Source organism: Xanthomonas sp. DAR33341, from assembly GCF_003992815.1.
In the GTDB taxonomy this organism is placed as follows: domain Bacteria; phylum Pseudomonadota; class Gammaproteobacteria; order Xanthomonadales; family Xanthomonadaceae; genus Xanthomonas; species Xanthomonas cissicola.
Window position 1 is genome coordinate 60,259 of record NZ_QEYV01000034.1, and the last position, 24,151, is coordinate 84,409.

Genomic DNA, 24,151 nt, shown 5'->3' on the forward strand with positions numbered 1-24,151 from the left:
CGCCTGACCACGCCACGGTTGGAGTCCCGGGCCGGCATGGCCAACGCCTGAAGGGGCTATCAGCCGCGCCATCCACCACCCGATCACGCCCCGCAACGTTCGGACACCACCACACGGAACACCGCCATGAACGACCCCCGCCAGAGCTCGCACCCGGACCACCCGATGTATCAACAGATCGAACGCGGCGTGCATGCGATCGATGCGGCGCACGGCCGCGCCCCCGACCAGACCAGCGCACGCCTCACCGCCGCCTTGTTGCCACTGGCCAAGGAAGGTGGGCTGTCGCGCGTGGATCATGTACTGATGAGCGAAGCGAACAATCGCGGCGTGCACGGCGGCGAGAACGTGTTCGTGGTGCAGGGCGATCCGGCCAACCCGGCGCATCTGCGCGCGCACATGAAAACCGAACAGGCGCTGGCCACGCCGGAAGAGCAATCGTTCGAGCGCGCGCGTCAACTCGGCGGGCCGAGCGAGCCAGTGCGACAGCCCGAACGCACGCAGGCGCCGCAGCTGGGCCAATAACTGCAGCCAACATAGGCCTGCGCAGCCGCCAGGCACGTGCAGCCGATGCCGGGAATCGGCGTGCGCCACGGCACGACTGCCGCAATCGCGCTGCGCCTGCGGCTTACGTCATGACGCCCGCCACGTCGTGTCGGTCCTTGCCACCTACCCGCGCCGGCGCTCACGCGCCGCCGGCCATCTCCGCTTCGATCTCGTCGGCACTGCGCGCCAGCGCATCGGTCAGTACGCGATGGCCATCGGCAGTGATCAGCACATTGTCTTCGGTGCGAATGCCGATGCCGCGCCACTTGGCCTCTACCGAAGTGTCGTCGGCCGATACGTAAAGCCCCGGCTCGATGGTGAACACCATGCCGGGCTCGAGCAGCCGCGAATCGCCGGCCAGCCGGTAGTCGCCCACATCGTGCACATCCAGGCCCAGCCAGTGGCCGGTCTTGTGCCGATAAAAGCGCCTGTAGTGTCCATCGTCGATGTTGCGCTCGAGCTTGCCCTTGAGCAGCCCCAGGCGCAGCAGGCCTTCGGTCAGGGTTTCCACCGCCGCCAGATGCCCGGCTTCGTACGCCGCGCCGGGGCGCGCCTGTGCAAGCGCAGCCGCCTGCGCAGCACCGACCAGATCGTGCAGTGCACGCTGCGCTGGCGTGAAGCGGCCGTTGACCGGAAAGGTGCGGGTGATATCGGCCGCATAGCCGCGATATTCGGCACCGGCATCGATCAGCACCAGCTCGCCATCGCGGCTGCGCGCATTGTTGGCGCGGTAGTGCAGCACGCAGGCGTTGCTGCCGGTGCCGACGATGCTGCCGTATGCCGGCCATGCATCGGCAGCGCGGAATTCGCGCTCGACCTCGGCCTGCAGTTCGTATTCATGCACACCCGGCCGCGCCAGCCGCATCGCTGCACGGTGCGCGCGCACGCTGATGTCGGCAGCCTGCTGCATCAGCGCGATTTCGTCGCGTGATTTGAACAGGCGCTGCTCGTGCAATAGATGCCCGAGCTCGAGGAATTCGTGCGGCGGCTGCGCCCCGTGGCGCACCTGCTCGCGCACGCGTTTGAGCCAGCCGATCAATTTCAGATCGAAATCGACATCGCGCCCGAAGTGGTAGTACACGCGGCTACGCCCTTCCAGCAGGCCGGGCAGGATCTCGTCGACATCGTCGATGGGATACGCATCGTCCATGCCGTAGCGTTCCACCGCACCTTCCTGACCTTCGCGCGGGCCATCCCAGGCTTCGCGCCCGGCATCGCGTTCGCGGCAGAACAGAATCGCTTCGCCATGCTTGCGGCCGGGCACCAGCACCAGCACCGCTTCGGGCTCCGGAAACCCGCTCAGATACCAGAAATCCGAATCCTGTCGATACGGGTAATGCGTGTCGTGGCTACGCACGCGCTCAGGCGCGGCCGGCAAGATCAGAATCGCCTGCTCGCCCGCCATTTGCATCAGCTGCTTGCGCCGGCGCGCGTACTCGGCCGCGCCAATCCCGGTGAGCTTCTTCATGCCGGCAGTCAGTTCAGACGCTGGCGAAAGCGCGGCCCCATCACGCAGTCGCCATGCAGCAACAGCACCGCCACGCGCACGAATTCTTCGATCTCGGCCAATGCGGTGTCGTCCTCGTCGGCCGTATCGAAGTCGTCGCTGGAGGCCTGCGCCAGACGCGCCAGATCCTGCAGCGCTTCCTCGCCTTCTTCGCTCAGCGCCGGACGCTGCTGCGCAGCCAGGCCGAAGCCGCCCAGAAAGGCGCGGCACCAGTCGAACAACGCATCGGTGCGCGCCGGCAACGGGGCGCCGTCTTCGACCAGCAGCAACTCGAAGGCGAAATCGCGGTCTTCCAGTTGCGCCACGGTGGCCTGCCGCAGCTGATCCAGCGCCCCACCCTGCTTGGGTGCCACCTGACCGCTGTCGGCCAGAATGCGCGCCAGCCAGTCGGCACTGTCGGCGCCGCCGCCGGAGAGCCACCCGCACAGCCCGCCATGCAACTCCGCTGCAGAGGACGCCAGCGCGAGCTGGCGGCTTTCGTGTTGCACAGCGGTTACGTCGGGCAGATCCATTGGGTCATCCAGGCTGAAGAGCGAAAGGTGCCGGCGCACGGCCGGCGATGTGACTTCCCAGTGTACCAAGGCGGCCTGCGTGGGCCGCGATCTGCGCATGTCAGTGCGCATCCACGCCTGCGATGCCGGCTTGCCTGGATCCTGTGCCAGGCCTTGCAGGGCTTGTGCTGACGCTGGGAATCGGGGCAGGCGTGGGCGCTTGACCACCCCGCGCACGCGCCCCTATCGTGAGCGCATGGACAACGCTGCCGCCCTCGCTCAGATCCGCGCACTCGCCGCCCGCGTGGAGGCGTTGGTGGAGCGTACCCAACGGCTCACCGACGAGAATCGCAGCTTGCGTCATCAACAGGAGCAACTCATCGGCGAGCGCTCGCAACTGTTGACCAAGAACGAGCAGGCGCGCTCGCGGGTGGAAGCGATGATCGCCCGCCTGAAGTCATTGGAGCAGCACACGTGAGCAACAACGAACCGGTCAGCGTGCGTATTCTGGATCGTGAATACACGGTGGGCGTGACGGCAGACGAGCGCGAAAGTCTCACCGCTGCCGCGCGGCTGCTGGATCTACGCATGCGTGAGATCCGCGGCAGCAATCGCATGGCGGCAGTGGATCGTGTCGCGGTGCTGGCTGCGCTCAATCTGGCGCATGAGTTGCAGCAATTGCGCGAACAGCAGGCGCTCTACGATCGCGAGCTGGCCAATACGCTGGACACCTTGAATCGCCGGCTCGACAGCGTTGCCGACACACCGCGCTGAGTGGAATTCGCACTGCCATCGCAAATATGAATCCTCAAGCCCGCTGACCGACGAGTGGGCTAGCCATCGCGGCACAGAGGTCTATAATTCCCCTGCGTTCTCTGCGGTAAACGACAGCGTGCAAAACATTCGCCTTGTCCCTTAATTACGACCACGGGGGCGCGACGAAGCCGGGTGTGCAAGTCCGCCTTGTAGCGGGAAGCCCGATGGCCTCACAACGTCCCCACTTGAACCCCGGGTTCAAGGTCGTTTCGCCCGCATCGTCACGGCGGAGAATGCAAATCTGAAACGACGCCTTCGGGCGTCGTTTCTTTTTGCGCGTCTGACGGTCTGACGTGCGCTGGCTGAAGCTGCACTGCCGGTGTGTTGCGGTCGCGGTCGCGGCGCTGGTGCTGTGTCGGTGGCGTTGCCGCGTGTGGCGACGCGCACGCTGCATCGCCCCTGCATGTGCAGATGCAGATGCAGGGGACATGTCCCGGCAGTGCGCGCACCGTACGGCTCTATCGGCACGCCCGCAGCGCAGGCGCAGCTGCGGCCCGCATCGCACGCACGCTAGGCAGGCGCGTGCGCGCATTCGACAATGCGACACCGATTGCGCTGCGAGACACCGATGACCGAGGACCGAGATACGTTGCGCCAGCAGTTGCGCGCACACCGCCGCAGCCTGCCGGCGGCGCAGCGCCTGGCCGCAGCCGATGCGTTGGCGGAGCGTTTGCTGGCGCTGCCGTTCGCACCGCATGGCGGCGCCGTGGCCGGCTACTGGGCGATGGATGGGGAAATTGGGTTGCATCGCTGGCAGCTGGCCCTGCCGGCGGGGTTGCGCTACTGCCTGCCGGTACTGGATGGGCGCGTGCTGCGCTTTGCGCCGTGGCGGCCGGGCCAGCCGCTGGTCAGCAATCGCTACGGCATTCCGGAGCCGGACGTGGCACGCGCCGACACGCTGGCACCGGAGGAGATGGCACTGGTGGTCACGCCGCTGACCGGTTTCGATGCGGCGTGCCGTCGGCTGGGGATGGGAGGCGGCTGGTATGATCGCAGCTTCGCGTTCCGGCATCGCCAGGCGCCGCCTCCCTGGCTGGTCGGTGTTGGTTTCGCTGCGCAGCAGGTGCCCGCCCTGCCCTCCGAAGCATGGGATGTGGCGGTCGACGCCATTTGTACCGAACACGCCACCTTCCTGAAAGACGACACCGTTTCCGAATGACTGCCCGCAAGCGCTACTGGTTGATGAAGTCCGAACCGGACACGTTCTCCATCGATGATCTGGAACGTGTCGGCACCGAGCCGTGGAACGGCGTGCGTAATTACCAGGCGCGCAACTTCATGCGCGATGGCATGCACGTGGGCGACGGCGTGTTTTTCTATCATTCCAACTGCAAGGTGCCCGGCATCGTCGGCATCGCCAAGGTGGCGAGCGCGGCGTATCCGGACGACACCCAGTTCGACCCGTCCTCCGACTACCACGATCCCAAGTCCACGCGCGAAGACCCGCGCTGGATGCTGGTGGACGTGGCGTTCGAGCGCAAACTCACACGCACGATTTCGCTGGACGAAATCAAGCAACAGGCCGATGCGCTGGGCGAAGGCTTCCCGCTGATCGCGCGCGGCAACCGCCTGTCGATCCTGCCGGTCACCGCCGCGCAGTGGAAAGTGTTGCTGGCGATGGAATAGCCGTGATTCGGGATTGGGCATTGGAGATTGACCCACTGCCCGCCCGCGTTGCACCGCCTTGACGAATCTCGACTCCCCAATCACGAATCCCGAGCTCTTACCCATGTCCGAAGCAAAACGCCTGGCCGCCGAGAAAGCGATCGATTACGTGGAAGACGGCATGATCGTCGGAGTGGGCACCGGCTCGACGGTGGCTTACTTCATCGACGCGCTGGGCCGCATCGGCCATCGCATCAAGGGCGCCGTGTCCAGCTCCGAACAGAGCACCGCGCGCCTGCGCCAGCATGGCATCGAGGTGCTGGACCTCAATCACACCGGCAATCTGTCGCTGTACGTGGACGGTGCCGACGAGTGCGACCCGAACCGCTGCCTGATCAAGGGAGGCGGCGCAGCGCTGACGCGCGAAAAGATCATCGCCGAAGCCAGCGAGCGCTTCATCTGCATCGTCGACCCGAGCAAGCAGGTGCCGGTGCTGGGCAAGTTCCCGCTGCCGGTGGAAGTGATTCCGATGGCGCGCAGCCTGGTCGCCCGGCAGATCCTGGCGCTGACCGGCGGCCAGCCGGTGTGGCGCGATGGCGTGGTGACCGACAACGGCAACGTGGTGCTGGACGTGCATCACCTGCAAATCACCGACCCGGTGGGCCTGGAGCGCAGCTTGAACCAGATTCCTGGCGTGGTCTGCGTGGGTTTGTTCGCGCGGCGCCCGGCCGACGTGGTGATCGTGGGCGGCGAGCCACCGCGGGTGATCTGAGGATCGCGTGCGGGCCTTCGCATGCGCAGTGACGGCCCGCATTGCGAAGCGATGGCGGGTCGCACACATCGCGCTTGCAGCAACCGCACAACGCACCGCAGCAGCTTGACGCACGCGGCCGCTTGGCAGATGGTGCGGCATCCTCGCCGGTTGGTATGCCGCATGCGTTGTGTTCGTTTTATGATCCTTGCGCTTCTGGTCCTGCTTGGCGGCTGCGCCAGCAGCGGCGACAGCTGGGTGGAACTGGCAGGCACGCGCTACAAGGTAGAACTGGCGCGCAACGATGCCGATCGCGCCAAGGGGCTGATGTTTCGCGATGCCATGGACCAAGACCGCGGCATGCTGTTCATCCACGACCGCCAGGAGCCGATGGCGTACTGGATGAAGAACACCAAAATCGCGCTGGATATCCTGTATTTCGATGAGCAGCGCCGGCTGGTTTCCCAGCAGCGCGATGTGCCGCCGTGTTCGGCCGGCGACGCCTGTCCGCCCTACCCCAGCAAGCAGCCCGCACGCTACGTGCTGGAGCTAAATGCCGGCCAGGCCGCCAAGCTCGGCCTCAAGGATGGCGCCACGCTGCGCTTCAGCCCGGACATCCCGACGCTCAAGTAAGCGGCTGCGCGCAGGCTCTGGGGCCATGCCAGCCAGGGGCATGGCGGCCTGCCGATGGGTGAGACCTGCGCGTCACCTTCCCGAACGGCGCCTGCGGCCGTCGGACGCAGCGCCGCCTGTCGGCGTTACGCATGCATGCGGCCCATGTCCCTGTCAGGAAGTACCGGACTTGAACCCTGCGCCGCTTGCCGACACTCTTGGCAGCATGGTCGACATGCTCCCACTTCCCCATTGGACCGCGCTCGCCAGCCTGGACGACGATGCGGTGCCGTTGATGTCCACCGCGCTGCTGATCGCGCGCGACGAGTATCCGCAGCTGGATGCCGGGCTGTACGACACGCTGGTGCAGAGCCACGTCGAGCATCTGCGCCGGGAAGTGGAGGCAATCGATCTTTGGCCGCTGAAGATGGCGGCGGTCAATCGCTACCTGTTCGACGAGCTGGGCTATTCGGGCAATCACGACGAGTATTACGACCCGCGCAACAGCTACCTCAACCAGGTGTTCGAGCGCCGGCTGGGCAATCCGATTTCGCTGGCGATGGTGCAGATCGAAGTGGCGCGCCGGCTGGGCATCCCGTTGGCGGGAGTGTCGTTTCCCGGCCATTTCCTGGTGCGTCTGCCGGTGGATGACGGCGTGCTGGTGATGGACCCGTTCAATGGCGGCCGTCCGCTGGGCGTGGATGAGCTGCGCGAGCGTGCGCGCCCGCATCTGGGCGGCGAAATTCCCGACGACCGCGCGCTGGCGCAGATTCTCGACCCCGCCCCGCACCGCGCGATCTTGATCCGCATCCTGCGCAACCTGCACGGCGTCTATGCCGATGCCGAGCAATGGGACCGCGCCGCCCGCAGCGCCGACCGCATCCTGAAGCTGGTGCCCGACCAACCCGAGGCCCTGCGCGACCGCGGCATGGCCTATCTGCATCTGGGCCACCGCAACGGCGCACGCCACGATCTCTCGCGCTACCTGGTGCTCAACCCGGGCGCGCAGGACGCGGCCCATCTGCACGAACACCTGGTGGAATTGAACAGCCAGCGCGCGCGGGCGCATTGAGCCGGTCTACGCGCTGGCTGGGTAGGCCAGGCTACCCAGATAGGGCATCGCCGTGTGGTTCTCGGCAACGCACGCATTCTCGTGCCCACATCGCAACAGCATCACGGTAGAGAACACCGCCTGATTGCACGCCGTTGGCGGCAGCTCAATCGAGCTCCACCATTTCGAAGTCTTCCTTGGTCACGCCGCAATCGGGGCAGGTCCAGGTGTCGGGGACGTCCTGCCAGCGGGTACCCGGGGCGATGCCTTCTTCGGGGATGCCGTCGGCCTCGTGGTAGAGAAACCCGCAGACGACGCACATCCAGGTGCGGTAGGTGGTCGTGGATGTCTCGCTCATCGGATAATCGCGGCCATGCAACAGTGGGCCTGCATTGTCCCACCCCATCCACCGCTTTCGGAAGCGTTGCCATGCCCAACCGTCCTAACGTTCGCGGCGTCTACCTGATCACCCCCGACGAGCCCAACACGCAGCGCTTGCTCCTGCGCACGGCCCCGTTGCTGGGGTCGATCACTTGGCTGCAATACCGCAACAAGCAGGCGGATGCGGCGCTGCGGCTGCGCCAGGCCAGCGCCTTGCGCGAGGCATGCGCGGCCCATGGCGTGCCGTTGATCATCAACGACGATGCGCAGCTGGCGGCGCAGGTCGGTGCGCAAGGCGTGCATCTGGGCGAAGACGATGGCGACGTGGCGGCAGCGCGCGCGCTGCTGGGCGAGCAGGCCATCATCGGGGTGTCGTGCTACGACGATATCGAGCGCGCGCGCGCAGCGGCGGCGTCCGGGGCGAGCTATGTCGCGTTCGGTGCGTTCTTCCCCACCACCACCAAGCAGACCACGCGGCGCGCAACGCCTGCGCTGCTACAGCAAGCGGCCGAGCTTGACGTGCCGCGCGTGGCGATCGGCGGCATCGCACCAGCGCAGGTGCCTGCGCTGGTGACTGCGGGTGCCGATCTCATTGCGGTGGTCAGTGGCGTGTACGCGGCGCCGGATCCGGTCGCAGCGGTACAGGGGTATCGCGCAGGGTTTGCGGCTCAGCGCGGCAAGCTTTGAAAGTTGTTCATCCAAGCGCTTCAATCGATTTAAAGACAGCGTGTTTTTCATTTCGCTGCATCGCTTGGGTGAACAGCCGGGTGCGTCGCGCGCGCGGTGCCCTCGCCGCTCGCGGGACACGCCTTAAATCCGTCCTTGGAGGCTCGATGACGGCATCCATGCCGCCAACGGTCCCGCAAGTGGCGAGGACACCGCACCAGAAAGTTGGCCGGCGGCCAACCGAGAGCGGGTCATTGCATGGGCGGCCACGCTGCTGCCGATTGCTTCGTTATGGCACTTGCCAGGCACGACGAGAGAATGACAAGAGAAGCTGGTGATTGACCGATGTGGAAAGCGCCTCAAGCGCTGCTCTCACATGCACACCAACCAGCGCGACAGGCCCTTGCCCGCCTACCGGCGCGGGACCTTACGCGGCATGGATGCCGCGTAAGAGCTTACAGGGACGTACTTGCAGGTGTCCCGCGATGGTAGGCGGGCAAGGGCCCTGCAGCCAAGAAGCAGATCTAAGGCTGCTAGGCTTGGTCATACAAACCGTCCAATCCACTTCAAGACCGCGACATGTATTTCACTGCATCGCGTCGCCTCGAACGTCGCGTGCGCGGTGCCTTCGCCAGACAGTTTGCTGGCAGTTTTATTGAAAGCGATGCATACAGGCGATCATGACGTACCCCTGCTAGCCGAACGCCGAGATCAGGTGCACTGCGCTCAGCAAGCCGGCTGTCTGTCTTCACTCAGCAGAGCCGCCCCAATTCGACCGCCATCCCCGAAACAAAAAACAGCGACGCGTGCCACCACGCGTCGCTGCCGGAACTGCAGTATCAAATGACGCGATTAGAAATCGTAGCTCAACGTCACCCTGCCCGAGCGCGGCGCCTGATAGGCGACGACCTGGTCCCATAGCGGGTTGGTGGTGTTGTCGGGCAGCTGCGAGAACGGGTAGATGTTGGTCGCGGTCTGCTCGTTGGTGATGTTGAACACGTCAAAGCGCACTGCAAGCTTGCCGTCGGCAAAGGCCGGCTTGTAGGTCACGCCCATATCCAGCTGCGCGATCCAGCCCAGGCGCCCCTGCGAGCCGGGAGGCGATGCCACGCCGGTGCCGGTCTGCGGGTTGTAGCAGTAGTGGTAAGGGCCGCCGGTAATTGCACTGCCGCCATAGCCGGCCGGATCGCGGCCGCTGTATTCGGTTCCGTAGTAGTTGCCCAGGCAGTTGTGCGGAGCGCCGGAGATCAGGCTGAAATTGGCCGAGGCGCCCCATTGCGGGGTGAACTGGTAGAAGCCGAACAACTTGAGCTGATGGCGATGATCGTTGGATTGATCGCCGTTGAAGTGTTCCATCAACGCCGCGTGGTCCCAGCTCTGCGTGGTCGAGACCGAGGCCTGGCCCTGATAGCTACCGAGCGCGCCGCCGGTGCGCCATAGATCCGAACGCACCTGGCCTTCGGTGGTGCCGTAGCTATGCGACCAGACGTAGTTGACCTTGGCATACCACTTGCCGTCGAACGGACGCTCCAGATTGAATTCCACCGCCGAATAATTGCGCTTGAACTTCGGAAAACCTGCCGCCTCACGGCTCACCGATACTTCGTGGAACTGGCCATCGGTGCCAATCACCCCCCAGGTATTGGTCTGGCCCGGATTGATCAACGATGCGCCCGCCACCTTGGAAAAATCGATGGTCACGCCTTGCGCCGCTGCCGCATCGATCAACGCGGTGTTGGAGACATCGTAGTTCTGGTCGTCGATGCCGGCATTGAGGCGGCGATGCGTGCCGCGCACGCCCAGCACCCAGCCGCTATCGAGTTGCTTGGTAAACCCGAGGATGAGTTCGTCCTGGTTTTCGCCTTCGATGTCCTTGGCCACCGCGGTGCGTACGTCGGCAATGCGACCGAAGCGCGAATTGGCCGACACCGCCGAACCCAGCTGCTGCGCCAGGATCGGCGTGCCGTCGGCATTGATGCCGCTGTAGGTGTAGTAGGTATCGGTGGTGGTGGCCGGGGTGAACAGACTCACCGCCGATAGCGGCAGACCGAGGTAGTAACGGCCAAGGTTACCGAACACCTTCAAGCTGGAATCGCCATTGACGTCCCAGCTAAAGCCCAGGCGCGGCGCCCACGCGTTGTCGATTTCGATGTAGGGATCGCCGAACGGGGTGTAGTTGGTGAACTCGTCCTTGCGCAAGCCCAGGCTCAGCAGCAGATTGTCGGTGACCTGCCACTTGTCTTCGATGTAGTAAGCGCGTTGCTTGGCCTCGTACGAATACAGGCTGGTGTTGATGTTGCGCACCACGTAGTAGCCACTGGATCCGTTGACCGGATCCACCAAACCCGGGCTTGGCGCACCGATGCCGCCGGCTTCGTTGGCCGATTGGCTGACCAGACCGCCGGTGGCCAGCCCGTACGGGTCGTTGGTCTGTCCGTAGGTCCAGGCAAAGCCGGGGCCAGAGAGGATCGAGCCGACATCGATACCTTCGGACTTCTGGTTATCGATACCGAAGTTGAGCGTGTGGTGGCCGATGCGCCATTCCAGATTCAGGCGCTGGTTGTCTTTTTTGTACTCGCGGTCCGGCGAGCTGACCGAAGTGACCAGCTGGTTGCCGATGCGCGGTGTGCCGCCGGTGTAGGCAGGATTCTGCAATGCGGCGCTATTGATCACCGGGCCATTGGCGGCGTTGTAGTTGAACGGCGTCAGTTCGTCCGGCGTTCTCATCTTGCCGTACAGGGCGGTCACGGTGAGGTTGTCGCCCAGATAGCCGGTGTACTTGCCGGTGAACAGCGTCGGCCCGGTTTTCCAGGTGGATTCGTCGGTGAAGTAGGCGCCACGCTCACGCGCAACATAGTCGTAGCGATAGATCGAGCCATTGGTTTCGGCGACGTCGCTGGCACCGGTCACCTCGATCAGATGGTTGTCGGTGATGTTCCAGTCCACCTTGGCGTACCAGCGTTTCTGCTTGTAGTCGTAGTCGGTGAGGCCGCCGGTGCGGCCGTTGTCGGTGTCGCGATTGGTGCCTACGCGCACGCCGTCAGAATTCACCTGCTCGGCGGCCAGGAAGAAGAACAGCTTGTCCTGGATGATGGGTCCGCCGACATAGGCGCTGTAGGTGGTCTGGTTGGCTTCGGCCTCACTGGCGGGCTGATACAGGCCATTGGCCGCACGCGCATAGCGATAGGCAGCGTTGTTGATGGTGCTGCCCTGGCTGTCCGGGCGCCAATAGATGTCGCGCTGATTGGCCCTGAGGCCGTTCGGCTCCCAGATCACTGCAGCGCCGAACTTCCACTCATTGGTGCCGCGCTTGCCAATCTGATTGATCACGCCGCCGTTGGCGCGGCCGTACTGCGCGCCGTAGCCGCCGGTAAAGATTTCCTGCTGGTCGATGGCGCCGTACGGCAGGGTGAGGCCGCCCAGGTTGTTGCTGATGGTGGTGGTGTTGAAACCGTTCAGGTAGTACGCGTTCTCGCTGGCGGCCGAGCCGCCGAAGCTGGGGAGCGAGCCGCCAAGCGGGCCGTTGTCGAAACCGCCGCTGTTGACCACCACCCCCGGTGCCAGCAGCGCAATCGCTTCGGCGGTACGGCCCAGCGGCAGTTGCTGCAACTGTTCGGCGGTGACGACGGTGCGCGTATCCACGCTGCTGACATCGATGGTGGTGAGGCTGGCGGCGCTGACGGTGACGCTGTCCAGGGTCTGCACGCCGCTCCCCGCGGCGCTGGCAGCAAACGACACGTCGGTATTGGCCCCGACGGTGATGGCGACGTTCTCGCGCGTTTCCACCACCGCGCCTTCGCGCTTGACCGTCACTTTGTAGGTGCCCAGCGGCAGATTGCCGGCGGTGTAGCGACCGCGCGCGTCCACCGGCACCTCGCGGCTGAAGCCGCTGTTGTTTTCCACCAGCACGCTCGTGCCACTGCCCTGCCCCACGCTACCGACGATGCTGCCGGTGGTGGACTGCGCGTGGACGCTGCCCATGGCCACGACCAAGGCCAATGCCAAGGCACGCTTCTGGATACTACGGGTCATGCTCTCTCCCCAGGTCTTGAACTGTCGGCAAGCGACAAATGAACGGTGCCATCGGCTACCGAAATCACACTTTCTGAACATCTACAGCCAGATGCCAATGACTGGGCGCCATCAGCTCATTCCAAACTGTCGATCCCGTCGCGTTCGATCATAGGCAGCCGAGTTCCCCCACCCGCCCACTCCGACGGGTAGGCGGGCTCCCTGCGGGTAGGCGCGCGAGGCCGCAGGCCTGACAATGGCGGACGCGATGCCCGCTGCCGGGCGTCGATGCCCCCAATCGGTACTCCTCAAGGATCTGCGCATGAACCGTTCCCGCTCCCACGCCCTGTTCGCCCAGGCGCAGACCTTGCTACCCGGCGGCGTCAACTCGCCGGTACGGGCGTTCAAGTCGGTCGGCGGCGAGCCATTCTTCGTGGCGCGCGCCGATGGCCCATATCTGTTCGATGTCGACGACAACCGCTACATCGACTACGTGGGCTCGTGGGGGCCGATGATTGCCGGGCACAACCACCCTGCCGTGCGCGAAGCGGTCGAGCAGTCGATCCGCAACGGGCTCTCGTTCGGTGCACCGTGCGCAGCCGAAGTGGCGATGGCGCAGACCATCACCCGGCTGGTGCCCTCCTGCGAGATGGTGCGCATGGTCAACTCCGGCACCGAAGCGACGCTGTCGGCGGTACGCCTGGCGCGTGGCGCCACCGGGCGCAATCGCATCATCAAGTTCGAAGGCTGTTATCACGGCCATGGCGACTCGTTTCTGGTCAAGGCCGGCAGCGGCATGCTGACCCTGGGCGTACCGACCTCGCCCGGCGTACCCGCAGGGCTGAGCGAGCTGACCGCCACGCTGAGCTTCAACGACTTCGAGGGCGCCACCGCGCTGTTCGACGAGATCGGTGCGGAGGTGGCGGCGGTGATCATCGAGCCGGTGGTCGGCAACGCCAACTGCATTCCGCCGCAGGCCGGCTATCTGCAGCATCTGCGCACGCTGTGCACGCGGCACGGCGCGTTGCTGATCTTCGACGAAGTGATGACCGGCTTCCGCGTCGCGCTCGGTGGTGCGCAGGCGCATTACGGCGTCACCCCGGACCTGACCACCTTCGGCAAGATCATCGGCGGGGGCATGCCGGTGGGCGCCTACGGCGGCCGCCGCGACTTGATGGAGCAGGTTGCTCCGGCTGGGCCGATCTACCAGGCCGGCACCTTGTCGGGCAACCCGGTGGCCATGGCTGCAGGCCTGGCGATGCTGGAGCTGGTGCAGGAGCCGGGCTTCCACACGCGCTTGAGCGAGGCCACCAGCATGCTGTGCGAAGGCCTGGAAGATGCTGCGCGCGCAGCCGGCATCGCCGTCACCACCAACCAGGTTGGCGGCATGTTCGGGCTGTTCTTCACCGACGACATCGTGGAGAGCTACGCACAGGCCACGGCGTGCGACATCACCACCTTCAACCGATTCTTTCACGCGATGCTGCAGCGGGGCGTGTACCTGGCGCCCTCGGCGTACGAAGCCGGCTTCATGTCCAGTGCGCACGACGAGGCGGTGATCGACGCCACGCTGGCGGCAGCGCGCGAGGCATTTGCGGAAGTGGCGCGCTGATCGGCTGGGAATCGGGAATGGGGAGTTGGGAATCGGTGAGCAGTTAGCGCGCGGCTTTGAGGGTTTGCGGTGCGCGTGATCGTGCCGCACTCGCGGTTGCTCAGAATGTTGGCGAGGTACGCTTCACCGGAGTTGCATGTAAGTCTTGCTGTGCGGTTAGCGTATTTCGTTTGCGCCAGCAGCACCTGCAAGGCGGTGCGCGTGACCGCGTGCCCCTAAGGCTGTGTGGCGGTGCCTCCGAACGCGGACCACCGGCACCAGGCGACCTCTAGCGTCCTTCACCTGCGCACAAGCAGGCGCATCTGCCGCGGTGAAGTCCTCAACTCGGCGCAGCACACTTTGCTTTTGTCCTGTCGCTGTCATATGTTTCTGAAAGGTGCTCAGGGACGGGCATGGGTGGGGACCCTCGAAGCAGCCGCTGCACCGTCGTCGCCGAATCAGGTGATTACGCTGCATTGCCGCTGTTTCACCCCGATCTGCAGCGTGCCGAGCCGGCACGCTGTCGACGCTCGATACGGCCGCTCTCGCCTCATGCTCAAGCCTGTTGCGCTGCTCACCCCGCGCCCGTCACCCTCGCGCGACCCCGCGATTCCCGATTGGCTGCTTGCCAGCAAGCTGGAGCCTGCGTTGCCGCGCCCCGCCGCGGTGGTGCGCGGCGGGCTACTGGCTGCGCTGGATCAGGCGCAGGCACGCCCGCTGACGCTATTGCTCGCCCCACCCGGATTCGGCAAGACCACGCTGCTGGCGCAGTGGCATGCGCACCTGAGTACGCGCGAGCAGGGCCCGGTGGCATGGCTGTCGCTGGACGAAGAAGATGCCGACGCTGCGCGTTTTCTCGGCCATCTTGCGCTGGCGCTGCAGAACGCAGGCGCCGACCACGCGCTGTGCGCCACCGTGCTGCACAACCGCGATCACGACCCGCGCGACGCGACGGCATTGCTGATCCGCGCGCTGCGCGCGGCGCCCCGCCGCATCAGCGTGATTCTCGACGACTACGACCGACTCGGCAGCAGCCCTGTCGATGAACTGGTGCTACGCCTGATCGAACACAGTGGTGGGCGTCTGCATCTGGTGCTTGCGACCCGCCGCGTGCCCAATCTGCCGCTGGCGCGGCTGGATCTGCACGCGCAGCTCAGCCGCATCGGCAGCACGCAGCTGGCGCTCGACAACACCGAAGCGCAGGCGTTGCTAGGCCCGCACGTGCCAACACCGGTGGTGGACGAACTACGCAACTACACAGAAGGCTGGCCAGTGGCGCTGCAACTGGCGCGGCTGTGGCTGCAAGGCGATACCCAACGTCAGCAGGAAGTCGCCGCACGTTTCTCAGGGCGCAGCGCGCAGATTGCCGCGTATCTGGCCGAACAGGTGGTCAACGATCTGGACCCGGACACCCGCGAGCTCCTGCTACGCACCAGCCCGCTGGAACGCTTCAACGCCGCGCTCGCCGATGCAGTGCGCCAGCGCGAGGACAGCGGCCGCTTGCTGGCACGGCTGGAGCATTTTCATGGCCTGCTGGTGCCGCTGGATGGCGAGCGCGAATGGTTCCGCTATCACCCGCTGTTTGCCGACTTCTTGCAGCAACTGCTCGACCGCGAACATCCAGGGCAGAGCGTGCAGCTGCATCAACGCGCAGCGCGCTGGTTCGGTGATCACCAGCATCTTGCCGAAGCGGTGCGGCATGCGTGGCGCGGCAACTGCGGCGATCTTGCCGCCAGCTACATCGCACGCGCCGGCACCTGGCAGCTGCTGCTGACTCACGGCACGCATGAAGTGCGCGCACTACTGCGCCATTTCGACCACCGCACCATTCGCGACACGCCCGCGCTCAATCTCACCCAGGCGCATCTGCACATCAGGCTTGGCGAGTTCAGCCACGCACGCCTGTTGCTGGAGCGCTTCCGCGATTTTCCGGCTGCGCTACGCGAGCCGCTCCAGCGCGATTACACCGTGGTTGTGGCGCTGTTGCGCGACCGTCTGGATGAAATCTGCGGCAACCCGCATGGCCTGACCCAGATCGCCGCCCAGGCCGGCGCACTGGATGAAGACGACCATCTCGGCCGCGGCATGTTGCTCTGCATCTGCGCCACCACCGCGATTGCGCAAGGCGCGTTCGCGGTTGCCGAGCGCTACGCGCGCAACGCGCGCGACACCATGCAGCGCGGCGGTAGCGACGTCGGTGCCAGCCAGGCAATGTTGTCGCTGGGGCAGAGCCTGTTCTATCGCGGCCGGCTCAGCGATGCGGAAGCCTGCTATCAACAAGCACTGAGCTGGTGCGCACGTACCCCGCAACTGGATCGGGTGCTGGAGGCCGCCGCTCAGTGCCTGCTTGCGCAGTCGCACTACGAACGCGGCCACCACGACGATGCAGCCGACCTGCTGCACCCGGCGCTGGAATTGCTGGAGCAACACGATGGGGGCATGGACGTGCTGGCCGCCGGATACGGCACCGCGCTGGGGTTGGAACGCGTGCGCGACCACAGCGGGCGCAGTGCGTTGCTGTTGCTGGAGCATATCGAACAGATTGCGCACGGACGCAAGCTGGCGCGCTTGTCGGAACTGGCTGCAGCATGGCGGCTGATGCTGTTGCTGGAACATCCAGGCAACGCTGCCATCGATGTGCTGATCGCACGTACCGGCGGCGAATCGGGCCTGGCGCACACCTTGCGCTCGCCGCACCGCTGGCACGATCGGGCGGCGATGGGTTTCGCACTGGCCCGCTGGCATCGCCTGGCCGGGCGCAGCAGCGCAGCGCTGAGCATCCTCGGGCAGATCGAGCAGGCCTGCCTGGCCAACGACAATGTCTGCCATCTGGCGCGCACCCGTGCACGCATCGCGCTGGTACTGCAGCAACGCGGCGAACTGGTCGCCGCCCTGCCGTATCTGTACAGCGCGCTGGACCATGTCGCGCTCACGCAAAGCTGGCAGGCCATCGTGGAACTGGGCTTGCCGGCCAAGGCGATGCTGCGCTCGCTCCGCCAGCACGACCCGCAGACCGTGGGCGGCACCACGCGTGCGTTGACCATCCAGGCGTTGCTCGAACGCCTCAGCGGCGACGACGATCCGGCCGGCGACATCTTCAGCGAGCGTGAACTGGAAGTGCTGGCGCAACTGGCGCGCGGCTATTCCAACAAGCAGATCGCACGCTGCCTGCACCTGTCGGAAAACACGGTCAAATTCCATCTGAAAAACCTGTACCGCAAGCTCGACGCGCGCAGCCGCGAAGGCGCGCTTGCGCAGGCATTGCAGCGCGGGTTGTTGCGTGGAAGCAACCAGCATGCAGATCAGCCGCTACAACCTGACTGACCCAGATCCGCATGTATCCTGCGTTCAACGCAGGTTTGCACGTGTGGCGGCCAGGCCTGACAGCGTTGGCCGCCCCGCACGCATCACCCGAACGTCAGCGTGCCCTTCATCATCGCCCAGTGCCCGGGGAACGAGCAGAAGAACGTGTAGTCTGCGCCCTTGCTCAGCTTGCTGGTGGGGAAACTCACCGTGGTGCTGTCGCCGCCGCCAATGACCTTGGTGTGCGCGATCACGCGCGCGTCGGCCTTGGGCAGATAGCTGTCGGCGATGGTCGAACGTACGCCGGCATTGGCCACCGCCTGGAAATCGGCAGACCTGGTCAACACCCAGTTGTGCCCCATCACGGTGGCGGCCATCTTGCCGGAATGCTTGAGCGTGAGCTCCACCTGCGTGCACTCGGGGGCTAGCTTGATCGTGCTCTGGTCGAACTTCATTTGATCGTTGCCGGTGATGGTCACCGCGCACGTCCGTGCCCATGCCGTCGGCGCCATCAGCGCCAGCGCACACACGGCAATCGTGGAAAACAGCTTCAAGAGGACACTCCTGCGTTGGGAAGTTGCAGCACAGCGGATGCGGCGGTAAGGGCGATAGGCCGACAGTGCCAGAGTAGCCGATGAACAATCAGCAGCGCATCACGCCCGCATCGGCTGCGCAGCGGGCGCATCGACCAAGGCTGCGGATGGCTCGGCCGTCCGCGACCGAGCGTTCCGTTGCACGCCAGCCTTAGAGCGTGTTATGCACGTTGAGTTGAGTGCGAAGCGTCCTGTGGCGCGTCGAGACAAGGCGTGCGCTGCGGCCCAGGCTGGCCGCTTGGGCAAGGCGCGCAACGCGGTCTCGGCGCGCCACAGGGCGCTTCCCGGAGGGTTGGCCGTCAGCGGCACGGAGCGGGCGCCGCGCGGCTTGCCTTGGCGCCAGCCAAGCCGGCGCCACGCAGCATCCGCTCCGCACCGCTGACGGCCAACGCATCTCATCTCAACGTGCATAACACGCTCTAGGCGGCAGCAAGGCGCTGGAACAATCCAGAGCTATTTGCCGTGGATGCAGGCACGAACGTTCCGCAGTGCTCATCGCACCCGCATCGCACGCATCGGCGCAGCTGCAGGTATCGGCCTGCACGTGATGCTGGCTACACTCCAGGGCTATCCATGATGCGGGGTGTGCAATGAAGCGAGTTGCCGTAGGACTTCTGGCGATGGCGGTCTCGACCGCACTGATGGCGGCCACGCCGAGTTTCGATGGCGCGCGCATCTCGCGTGACGTCAAGGAACTGGCCTCCGACGCCTATGAAGGCCGCGGCCCGGCCACCGCTGGCGAGGAAAAGACCATTGCCTACCTGAGCAAACAGTTCGCCGAAGCCGGTCTGCAGCCGGGCGGCGATCTGGCCAACGGCAAGCGCGCCTGGACCCAGGCGGTGCCGTTGCGGCGCGCCGATATCGTCGGCACGCCGACCATTGCCGTGCAGAGCGCCGGCCAGCCGCAAACGCTGATCCAGGGCAAGCAAATCGCCATTCGTGCTGCGCTGGATGGCTCATCCACAGTGGAGATCGCCAACGCGCCGCTGGTGTTCGTCGGCTACGGCGTCAAGGCGCCCGAGCGCAACTGGGACGACTTCAAGGGTGTGGACCTGAAGGGCAAGATCGCGGTGGTGCTGATCAACGACCCGGACTTTGAAACCGGCAAGGGCGACTTCGACGGTGCCGGCATGACCTACTACGGCCGCTGGACGTACAAGTACGAAGAAGGCGCGCGCCAGGGCGCCCTGGGCGTGCTGGTGGTGCATGAAACCGCGCCGGCCTCGTACGGCTGGGACACGGTGGCCAGCTCCAACACCAACACCATGTTCGACGTGGTGCGCGACAACCCGCGCAGTGCGCATCCCACGCTGGAAGGCTGGATCCAGCGCGATCTGGCCACCGAACTGTTCAAGCACGCCGGGCTGGATTTCGAGACCTTGAAGAAGCAGGCGCAGACGCGCGGGTTCAAGCCGGTCGAGCTGAAGGGCCAGCGTTTGAGCGCCAGCTACCAGGTCAAATCCGATGTGATCACCTCGCACAACGTGGTGGCGCGGCTGGAAGGCAGCAAACACCCGGACGAGACGGTGATCTACAGCGCGCACTGGGATCATATCGGCGTGGGCAAGCCGGATGCACGCGGCGACACCATCTTCAATGGTGCATTGGACAATGCCAGCGGCACCGCCGCGCTGCTGGAGCTGGCGCGTGGTTTCGCCAAGGGGCCAACGCCTGAGCGCTCGGTGGTCTTCCTGGCGGTCACCGCCGAAGAAAAGGGTCTGCTGGGCTCGGAGTTCTACGCCTCCAAGCCGCTGTACCCGCTCGATACCACGGTGGCGGTGATCAACATGGACGGCATGAATCCGTTCGTGCCCTCGCGCGATTTCGGCATCTACGGCACGGCAAAGCTCGAACTGCTCGATCAACTGAAGAGCGTGGCCGCGCAATCCAAGCTGCGTTATACGCCCGATCCCAAGCCGCAGGCCGGGTATTTCTTCCGTTCCGATCACTTCTCGTTCGCCAAGCGCGGCGTGCCGGCGCTGTCGTATGCAGCCGGCCAGGATTGGGAAGTGGGCGGCGTGGCGGCAGGAAAGGCGGCCGCCGACGACTACACCGCCAAGCGCTATCACCAGCAAGGCGACGAATGGAAGCCGGATTGGACCTTTGCCGGCGCCGCCCGCGACTTGGGCGTGCTGTATGCACTGGGCCAGCAGCTGGCCGACTCGCGCCAGTGGCCGAACTGGAGCCAAGATTCCCAGTTCCGCGCCACCCGCGACGCCAGCGCGGCGGCACGCAAGTAAGACCGGCGCACAACGCCGTTGCGCGAAACCGGGGCGGCTGCTCTTGCGCGATGCGGCATGTGCCATATCGACATGCCGCTTTTGAATCAGCCTTGCCTGCCACGCGGCGAGTGCTTCTTGTTGTCGGTCACAGCAATCGGCCAACGTCCTGCAATCTCCTCGCTGCCTGCGGCACGGATGCCGCCCTCGAGCCCCAGGGATGGAGTCGCGGCGTGTCCTGCAAGCGGCAAGGGCACTGCGCACGCGACACGCCAGGCTTGAAGATCGCCGAGCGCTCGCGCACGCGAACGCGAACGCTCCGCATCTGGAGGTGGCTGCTTGGCGCCAAGAGTGAAGTTGTCATCAGGCGGGCCTGCGCATTGCTGCAGGGCCCTTGCCCGCCCACCACCGCAGGACACGCTACAAGTACGTCCCTGTCAGCTCCGTGGCGGCATCCATGCCGCCCAGGTCGCGCGACGGTGGGCGGGCAAGGGCCAGTCGTGGTGGTCGGTGCGTACGGCATGGGCAAGCAGTACATGTCGGGTTTTAAACGTACCGCCTGCTCGCTCCAACCGAATGTCCTGAAACGGCGTTCATCGATCCCTTGATCAAGCTGTTGCATCAGCAAACGAAGGCCATGTGCGACCAGCCGCCTTCCTGGCCATCGATCAACTGCCTGGAGCGTGAGGACGCCGCACACTCGACCAATCACGCTGTTGCCGCAGGCCTTGAGAACGTCCGACCACCGCAATGGCTGGAACTCCAGAGTGCCTCAAGCGATTTAGAGCGACCAACCGATCTCTTGCCCCAAGCCTTCGACCGCATCGGCACAACGCAACGCCAAAGCCCCGTCGCTGCAACCGATTGCACGTCATGGCACACCAATTGCAGCTCCCCAGCAGGATGGCCCGGCCAGCGGCCCGTGACAGCGTCTGCGCTAGGCTGCAATCTGTTGGGGTTGCGTTCGGTCGGTGCGGCGTAGTCTGCCGCGCGGTCCTCGTGGGGGAGGGCGAAGACCGTACGCGGCGTTCGTTCCTTTAACGGTCGATTCTTTAGGATGAGCTGCGAAGTGAGATTGCAGCCAGGAGAACTTGTGCATCGGAGTGGTTTCAGAGCGTCTTGGTCGTACAGCGTCGGGCTCGCCCGCTCGGCCGCGTGCCAGGCAACATCGCACTGCATGGCGGGGATGGACCTCCCGTGTCAGCCCGCACTGTCGTCCTCGCGCGACGGGCAGCCCTGATGGATGGCACCGTGACTCCTTCCCCGATAACGACTGCAATGCCTCCCGTTTCCGCCCTCGATGCCGGCACGCCAACGCTGCCGCCGGAAGCGCCGCTGGCGATGCCCGAACAGAACTTGCGCGAAGGTAGCCTGCAGGTGCGCCACCAGCGCACTTCGCCGCCCGGCATCGGCGTGCGCCGCTTCTATTTGATCGGCGGCACCTTCGCCACCACCGCCATCGCCGTATGGGTGATGCTCAGCGTTCTGTGGCCCGACGGCATCAGCGTGCTGGAAGGCTGCCTGCTCGGCCTGTTCGTGCTGCTGTTCGCCTGGATCGCCATGTCCTTCGCCAGCGCCGTGGCTGGCTTCGTCACCGTGGTGGCGCGCGCCGGCCGCAAGCTCGGCATCGACCCGGAGCAACCCCTGCCCACGCTGCGCTCGCGCACCGCGTTGCTGATGCCCACCTACAACGAAGACCCGCGCCGGCTGCTGGCTGGCCTGCAGGCCATCTACGAATCGGTCGCCGACACCGGCCAGCTGGAGCATTTCGATTTCTTCGTGCTCAGCGACACCACCCGCGAGCACATCGGCCGCGCCGAAGAGCTGGTCTACAACGCGTTGTGCGACCGCGTCGGCGGGCACGGCCGCATTTTCTACCGACGCCGTGCCGACAACGCCGCGCGCAAGGCCGGCAACGTGGCCGACTGGGTGCGCCGCTTCGGCGGCAGCTACCCGCAGATGCTGATCCTGGACGCCGACAGCGTGATGACCGGCGACACCATCGTGCGGCTGGTCGCAGGGATGGAAAACAACCCGGACGTGGGCTTGATCCAGACCTTGCCGGCAGTGGTCAACGGGCAGACCCTGTTCGCCCGCATGCAGCAGTTCGGCGGCCGCGTGTACGGGCCGATCATCGCCTTCGGTGTGGCCTGGTGGCACGGCGCCGAGAGCAACTACTGGGGCCACAACGCCATCATCCGCACCCAGGCCTTCGCCGATCACGCCGGCCTGCCGTCGCTGCGCGGGCGCAAGCCGTTCGGCGGGCATGTGCTCAGCCACGACTTCGTGGAAGCGGCGCTGATGCGCCGCGGCGGCTGGGCTATGCACATGGTGCCGTACCTGCAGGGCAGCTACGAAGAAGGCCCGCCCACGCTGACCGACCTGCTGATCCGCGACCGCCGCTGGTGCCAGGGCAACCTTCAGCATGCCAAGGTGGTCGGCGCCAAGGGCCTGCACTGGATCAGCCGAATGCACATGCTGATCGGCATCGGGCATTACTTCACCGCCCCGATGTGGGGTCTGTTGATGCTGATCGGCATCGGCATTCCGCTGGCCAGCGGCGGTATCGATCTGGCCGGCGACCTGCCGTTCTCGCCCGCCCGTTACTGGCATGGCAGCAGCCAGGGCAATGCGATCTGGATCTTCGTCTGCACCATGTTCGTGTTGCTGGCGCCCAAGCTGCTCGGTTACATCGCGCTGCTGCTCAACCCGCGCGAACTGCGCGCCTGTGGCGGTGCCTTCCGCGCTGCGGTGAGCATCCTGCTGGAAACGGTGCTGGCTGCCCTGATGGCGCCGGTGGTGATGTACCTGCAGTCGCGCGGCGTGTTCGAGGTGCTGGCGGGCAAGGATTCGGGCTGGGATGCGCAGGTGCGCGACGACGGCAAGCTGTCGTGGCCGGCGTTGTTGCGCAGCTATGGCGGTCTGACCGTGTTCGGCCTGTTCATGGGTGCGGTGGCCTATGCGGTCTCGCCGGCGCTGGCCGCGTGGATGGGGCCGGTGATCGTTGGCATGGCATTGTCGATCCCGGTGGTGGCGCTGACCTCGCTGCGTCGCACCGGCATGGCGCTGCGCCGTGCCGGTATTTTCTGCATCCCCGAAGAACTCGACCCGCCCAAGGTGCTGGTGCGTGCGTCCGAGCTGCGCCGCGCCGCCGCGCTGGAACCGTCGCTGATCTGAGGAGTGCGCATCGGCGCTGGTCTCGCTGGCCGGCGCTGTTGCAGGGTTGCATGCAGGCAGCCTGTCGCGCTCCCGCGTGCGGCCGGCAGCCTCTGGCGCCAGCTGATCTGGCCTACCCCTCGCACAAGGCATAATGCCCAGCCCGCAAGCGGAGCTGGATGATGCTGGAAGTGATCGAACGCGAGACCGGACCGAACCCGCAATGGAGCGTGCTGTGGCTGCACGGCCTGGGCGCCGATGGCAGCGACTTCGCCCCGATGGTGCCGGAGCTGGTGCGCCCGCAGTGGCCCGCGCTGCGCTTCGTGTTCCCGCATGCGCCGATCCGCCCGATCACCATCAACAACGGCGTGCGCATGCGCGGCTGGTACGACATCGTCGGCATGGATTTCGCCCAGCGCGCCGACAAGGCCGGCATCGCCGAGTCGGTGGCCCAGGTCGAGGCCTTGATCGCCCGTGAGCAGAGCCGCGGCATCGCGCCGGAGCGCATCCTGCTGGCCGGCTTCTCGCAAGGCGGCGCCGTGACCCTGGCGGTGGGCCTGCAGCGCAGCGTGCCGCTGGCCGGGCTGATCGCCATGTCCACCTATCTGCCGGATCCGGCCGCGGCCGCCAGCCAGTTGCAGCCGGCCGCCCTGCGCCAACCGCTGTTCATGGCGCATGGCACGGCCGACCCGGTGGTGCCGTTGGCGGCCGGCCAGGCCAGCATGCAGACCTTGCGCACGCTGGGCTTGGCATTGGATTGGCATACCTACCCGATGGGCCACCAGGTCTGCCTGGAAGAAATCGAGGCCTTGCGCGACTGGTTGCAGGCGCGCTTTACCGCTGCCTGAGCCC

19 protein-coding genes and 1 other RNA gene are annotated in these 24,151 nt (G+C 65.6%); 15 read left to right on the forward strand and 5 right to left on the reverse strand.

Annotation, left to right across the window (positions count from 1 at the left end; genetic code table 11):
- The first annotated feature begins 126 nt into the window (after window positions 1-126).
- Window positions 127-525 (forward strand): XVIPCD domain-containing protein, encoded by a 399-nt coding sequence (locus EO156_RS16510; protein ID WP_005911931.1) that lies wholly within the window; start codon window positions 127-129, stop codon window positions 523-525.
- 160 nt (window positions 526-685) lie between these two features.
- Here the strand turns inward: EO156_RS16510 and EO156_RS16515 are convergent, their stop codons facing one another.
- Window positions 686-2,014, reverse strand: coding sequence for an aminopeptidase P N-terminal domain-containing protein (locus tag EO156_RS16515; protein ID WP_003486126.1), 1,329 nt, complete (start codon window positions 2,012-2,014; stop codon window positions 686-688).
- 8 nt (window positions 2,015-2,022) lie between these two features.
- Window positions 2,023-2,565: a YecA family protein gene (locus EO156_RS16520; protein ID WP_005911933.1), complete on the reverse strand. Its 543-nt coding sequence runs from the start codon at window positions 2,563-2,565 to the stop codon at window positions 2,023-2,025.
- A 235-nt stretch (window positions 2,566-2,800) separates the two neighbouring features.
- On the opposite strand from EO156_RS16520, the gene EO156_RS16525 reads away from it, so the two are divergent.
- The 8 genes from EO156_RS16525 (at window position 2,801) to EO156_RS16560 (ending at window position 7,400) form a co-directional block, all read left to right on the forward strand.
- On the forward strand, window positions 2,801-3,022 hold the full coding sequence (locus tag EO156_RS16525; RefSeq protein ID WP_003486122.1) for a TIGR02449 family protein: 222 nt from the start codon (window positions 2,801-2,803) through the stop codon (window positions 3,020-3,022).
- A complete protein-coding gene (locus EO156_RS16530; protein WP_003486119.1) occupies window positions 3,019-3,318 on the forward strand; it encodes a cell division protein ZapA in 300 nt (99 codons plus the stop codon). Before EO156_RS16525 ends, EO156_RS16530 begins: the two co-directional genes overlap by 4 nt.
- A 95-nt stretch (window positions 3,319-3,413) precedes the next feature.
- Window positions 3,414-3,597, forward strand: a non-coding RNA gene (gene ssrS, locus EO156_RS16535) — 6S RNA.
- 331 nt (window positions 3,598-3,928) lie between these two features.
- Window positions 3,929-4,519, forward strand: a complete 591-nt coding sequence (locus EO156_RS16540; protein ID WP_005911939.1) for a 5-formyltetrahydrofolate cyclo-ligase — start codon at window positions 3,929-3,931, stop codon at window positions 4,517-4,519.
- A complete protein-coding gene (locus EO156_RS16545) occupies window positions 4,516-4,986 on the forward strand; it encodes an EVE domain-containing protein (protein WP_005911942.1) in 471 nt (156 codons plus the stop codon). Before EO156_RS16540 ends, EO156_RS16545 begins: the two co-directional genes overlap by 4 nt.
- A 103-nt stretch (window positions 4,987-5,089) precedes the next feature.
- The gene (gene rpiA / locus EO156_RS16550) at window positions 5,090-5,737 is read left to right on the forward strand and encodes a ribose-5-phosphate isomerase RpiA (RefSeq protein ID WP_003486114.1); all 648 of its coding nucleotides are present in this window, start codon (window positions 5,090-5,092) and stop codon (window positions 5,735-5,737) included.
- 162 nt (window positions 5,738-5,899) lie between these two features.
- Window positions 5,900-6,349, forward strand: coding sequence for a DUF192 domain-containing protein (locus EO156_RS16555; protein ID WP_011052256.1), 450 nt, complete (start codon window positions 5,900-5,902; stop codon window positions 6,347-6,349).
- Window positions 6,350-6,518: 169 nt separating this feature from the next.
- The gene (locus EO156_RS16560) at window positions 6,519-7,400 is read left to right on the forward strand and encodes a SirB1 family protein (protein WP_016851075.1); all 882 of its coding nucleotides are present in this window, start codon (window positions 6,519-6,521) and stop codon (window positions 7,398-7,400) included.
- A 145-nt stretch (window positions 7,401-7,545) separates the two neighbouring features.
- Here the strand turns inward: EO156_RS16560 and EO156_RS16565 are convergent, their stop codons facing one another.
- Window positions 7,546-7,785 (reverse strand): rubredoxin, encoded by a 240-nt coding sequence (locus EO156_RS16565; RefSeq protein ID WP_016851074.1) that lies wholly within the window; start codon window positions 7,783-7,785, stop codon window positions 7,546-7,548.
- Window positions 7,786-7,808: 23 nt separating this feature from the next.
- On the opposite strand from EO156_RS16565, the gene thiE reads away from it, so the two are divergent.
- Window positions 7,809-8,447, forward strand: a complete 639-nt coding sequence (thiE, locus tag EO156_RS16570; RefSeq protein WP_003486106.1) for a thiamine phosphate synthase — start codon at window positions 7,809-7,811, stop codon at window positions 8,445-8,447.
- Window positions 8,448-9,278: 831 nt separating this feature from the next.
- On the opposite strand, the gene EO156_RS24035 is transcribed toward thiE, so the two are convergent.
- A complete protein-coding gene (locus EO156_RS24035; RefSeq protein ID WP_016851073.1) occupies window positions 9,279-12,458 on the reverse strand; it encodes a TonB-dependent receptor in 3,180 nt (1,059 codons plus the stop codon).
- A 301-nt stretch (window positions 12,459-12,759) separates the two neighbouring features.
- Between EO156_RS24035 and hemL the strand changes: the two genes are divergently transcribed.
- Window positions 12,760-14,049 carry a glutamate-1-semialdehyde 2,1-aminomutase gene (hemL, locus tag EO156_RS16580; protein WP_003486103.1) on the forward strand — a complete coding sequence of 430 codons (1,290 nt, stop codon included), beginning with the start codon at window positions 12,760-12,762 and terminating at the stop codon, window positions 14,047-14,049.
- Between the two features lie 531 nt (window positions 14,050-14,580).
- On the forward strand, window positions 14,581-17,352 hold the full coding sequence (locus EO156_RS16585; RefSeq protein ID WP_016851072.1) for a LuxR C-terminal-related transcriptional regulator: 2,772 nt from the start codon (window positions 14,581-14,583) through the stop codon (window positions 17,350-17,352).
- Window positions 17,353-17,435: 83 nt separating this feature from the next.
- On the opposite strand, the gene azu is transcribed toward EO156_RS16585, so the two are convergent.
- Entirely contained in the window at window positions 17,436-17,885 is a 450-nt protein-coding gene (gene azu, locus EO156_RS16590; RefSeq protein ID WP_016851071.1) for an azurin, read from the reverse strand.
- Window positions 17,886-18,514: 629 nt separating this feature from the next.
- On the opposite strand from azu, the gene EO156_RS16595 reads away from it, so the two are divergent.
- From EO156_RS16595 to EO156_RS16615, 3 genes are all read left to right on the forward strand, one after another.
- A complete protein-coding gene (locus EO156_RS16595) occupies window positions 18,515-20,164 on the forward strand; it encodes a M28 family metallopeptidase (RefSeq protein WP_016850992.1) in 1,650 nt (549 codons plus the stop codon).
- A gap of 1,218 nt (window positions 20,165-21,382) precedes the next feature.
- Window positions 21,383-23,320 (forward strand): glucans biosynthesis glucosyltransferase MdoH, encoded by a 1,938-nt coding sequence (mdoH, locus tag EO156_RS16610; RefSeq protein WP_033482874.1) that lies wholly within the window; start codon window positions 21,383-21,385, stop codon window positions 23,318-23,320.
- Window positions 23,321-23,478: 158 nt separating this feature from the next.
- Window positions 23,479-24,147 (forward strand): alpha/beta hydrolase, encoded by a 669-nt coding sequence (locus tag EO156_RS16615; RefSeq protein WP_029828018.1) that lies wholly within the window; start codon window positions 23,479-23,481, stop codon window positions 24,145-24,147.
- Window positions 24,148-24,151: the final 4 nt, after the last annotated feature.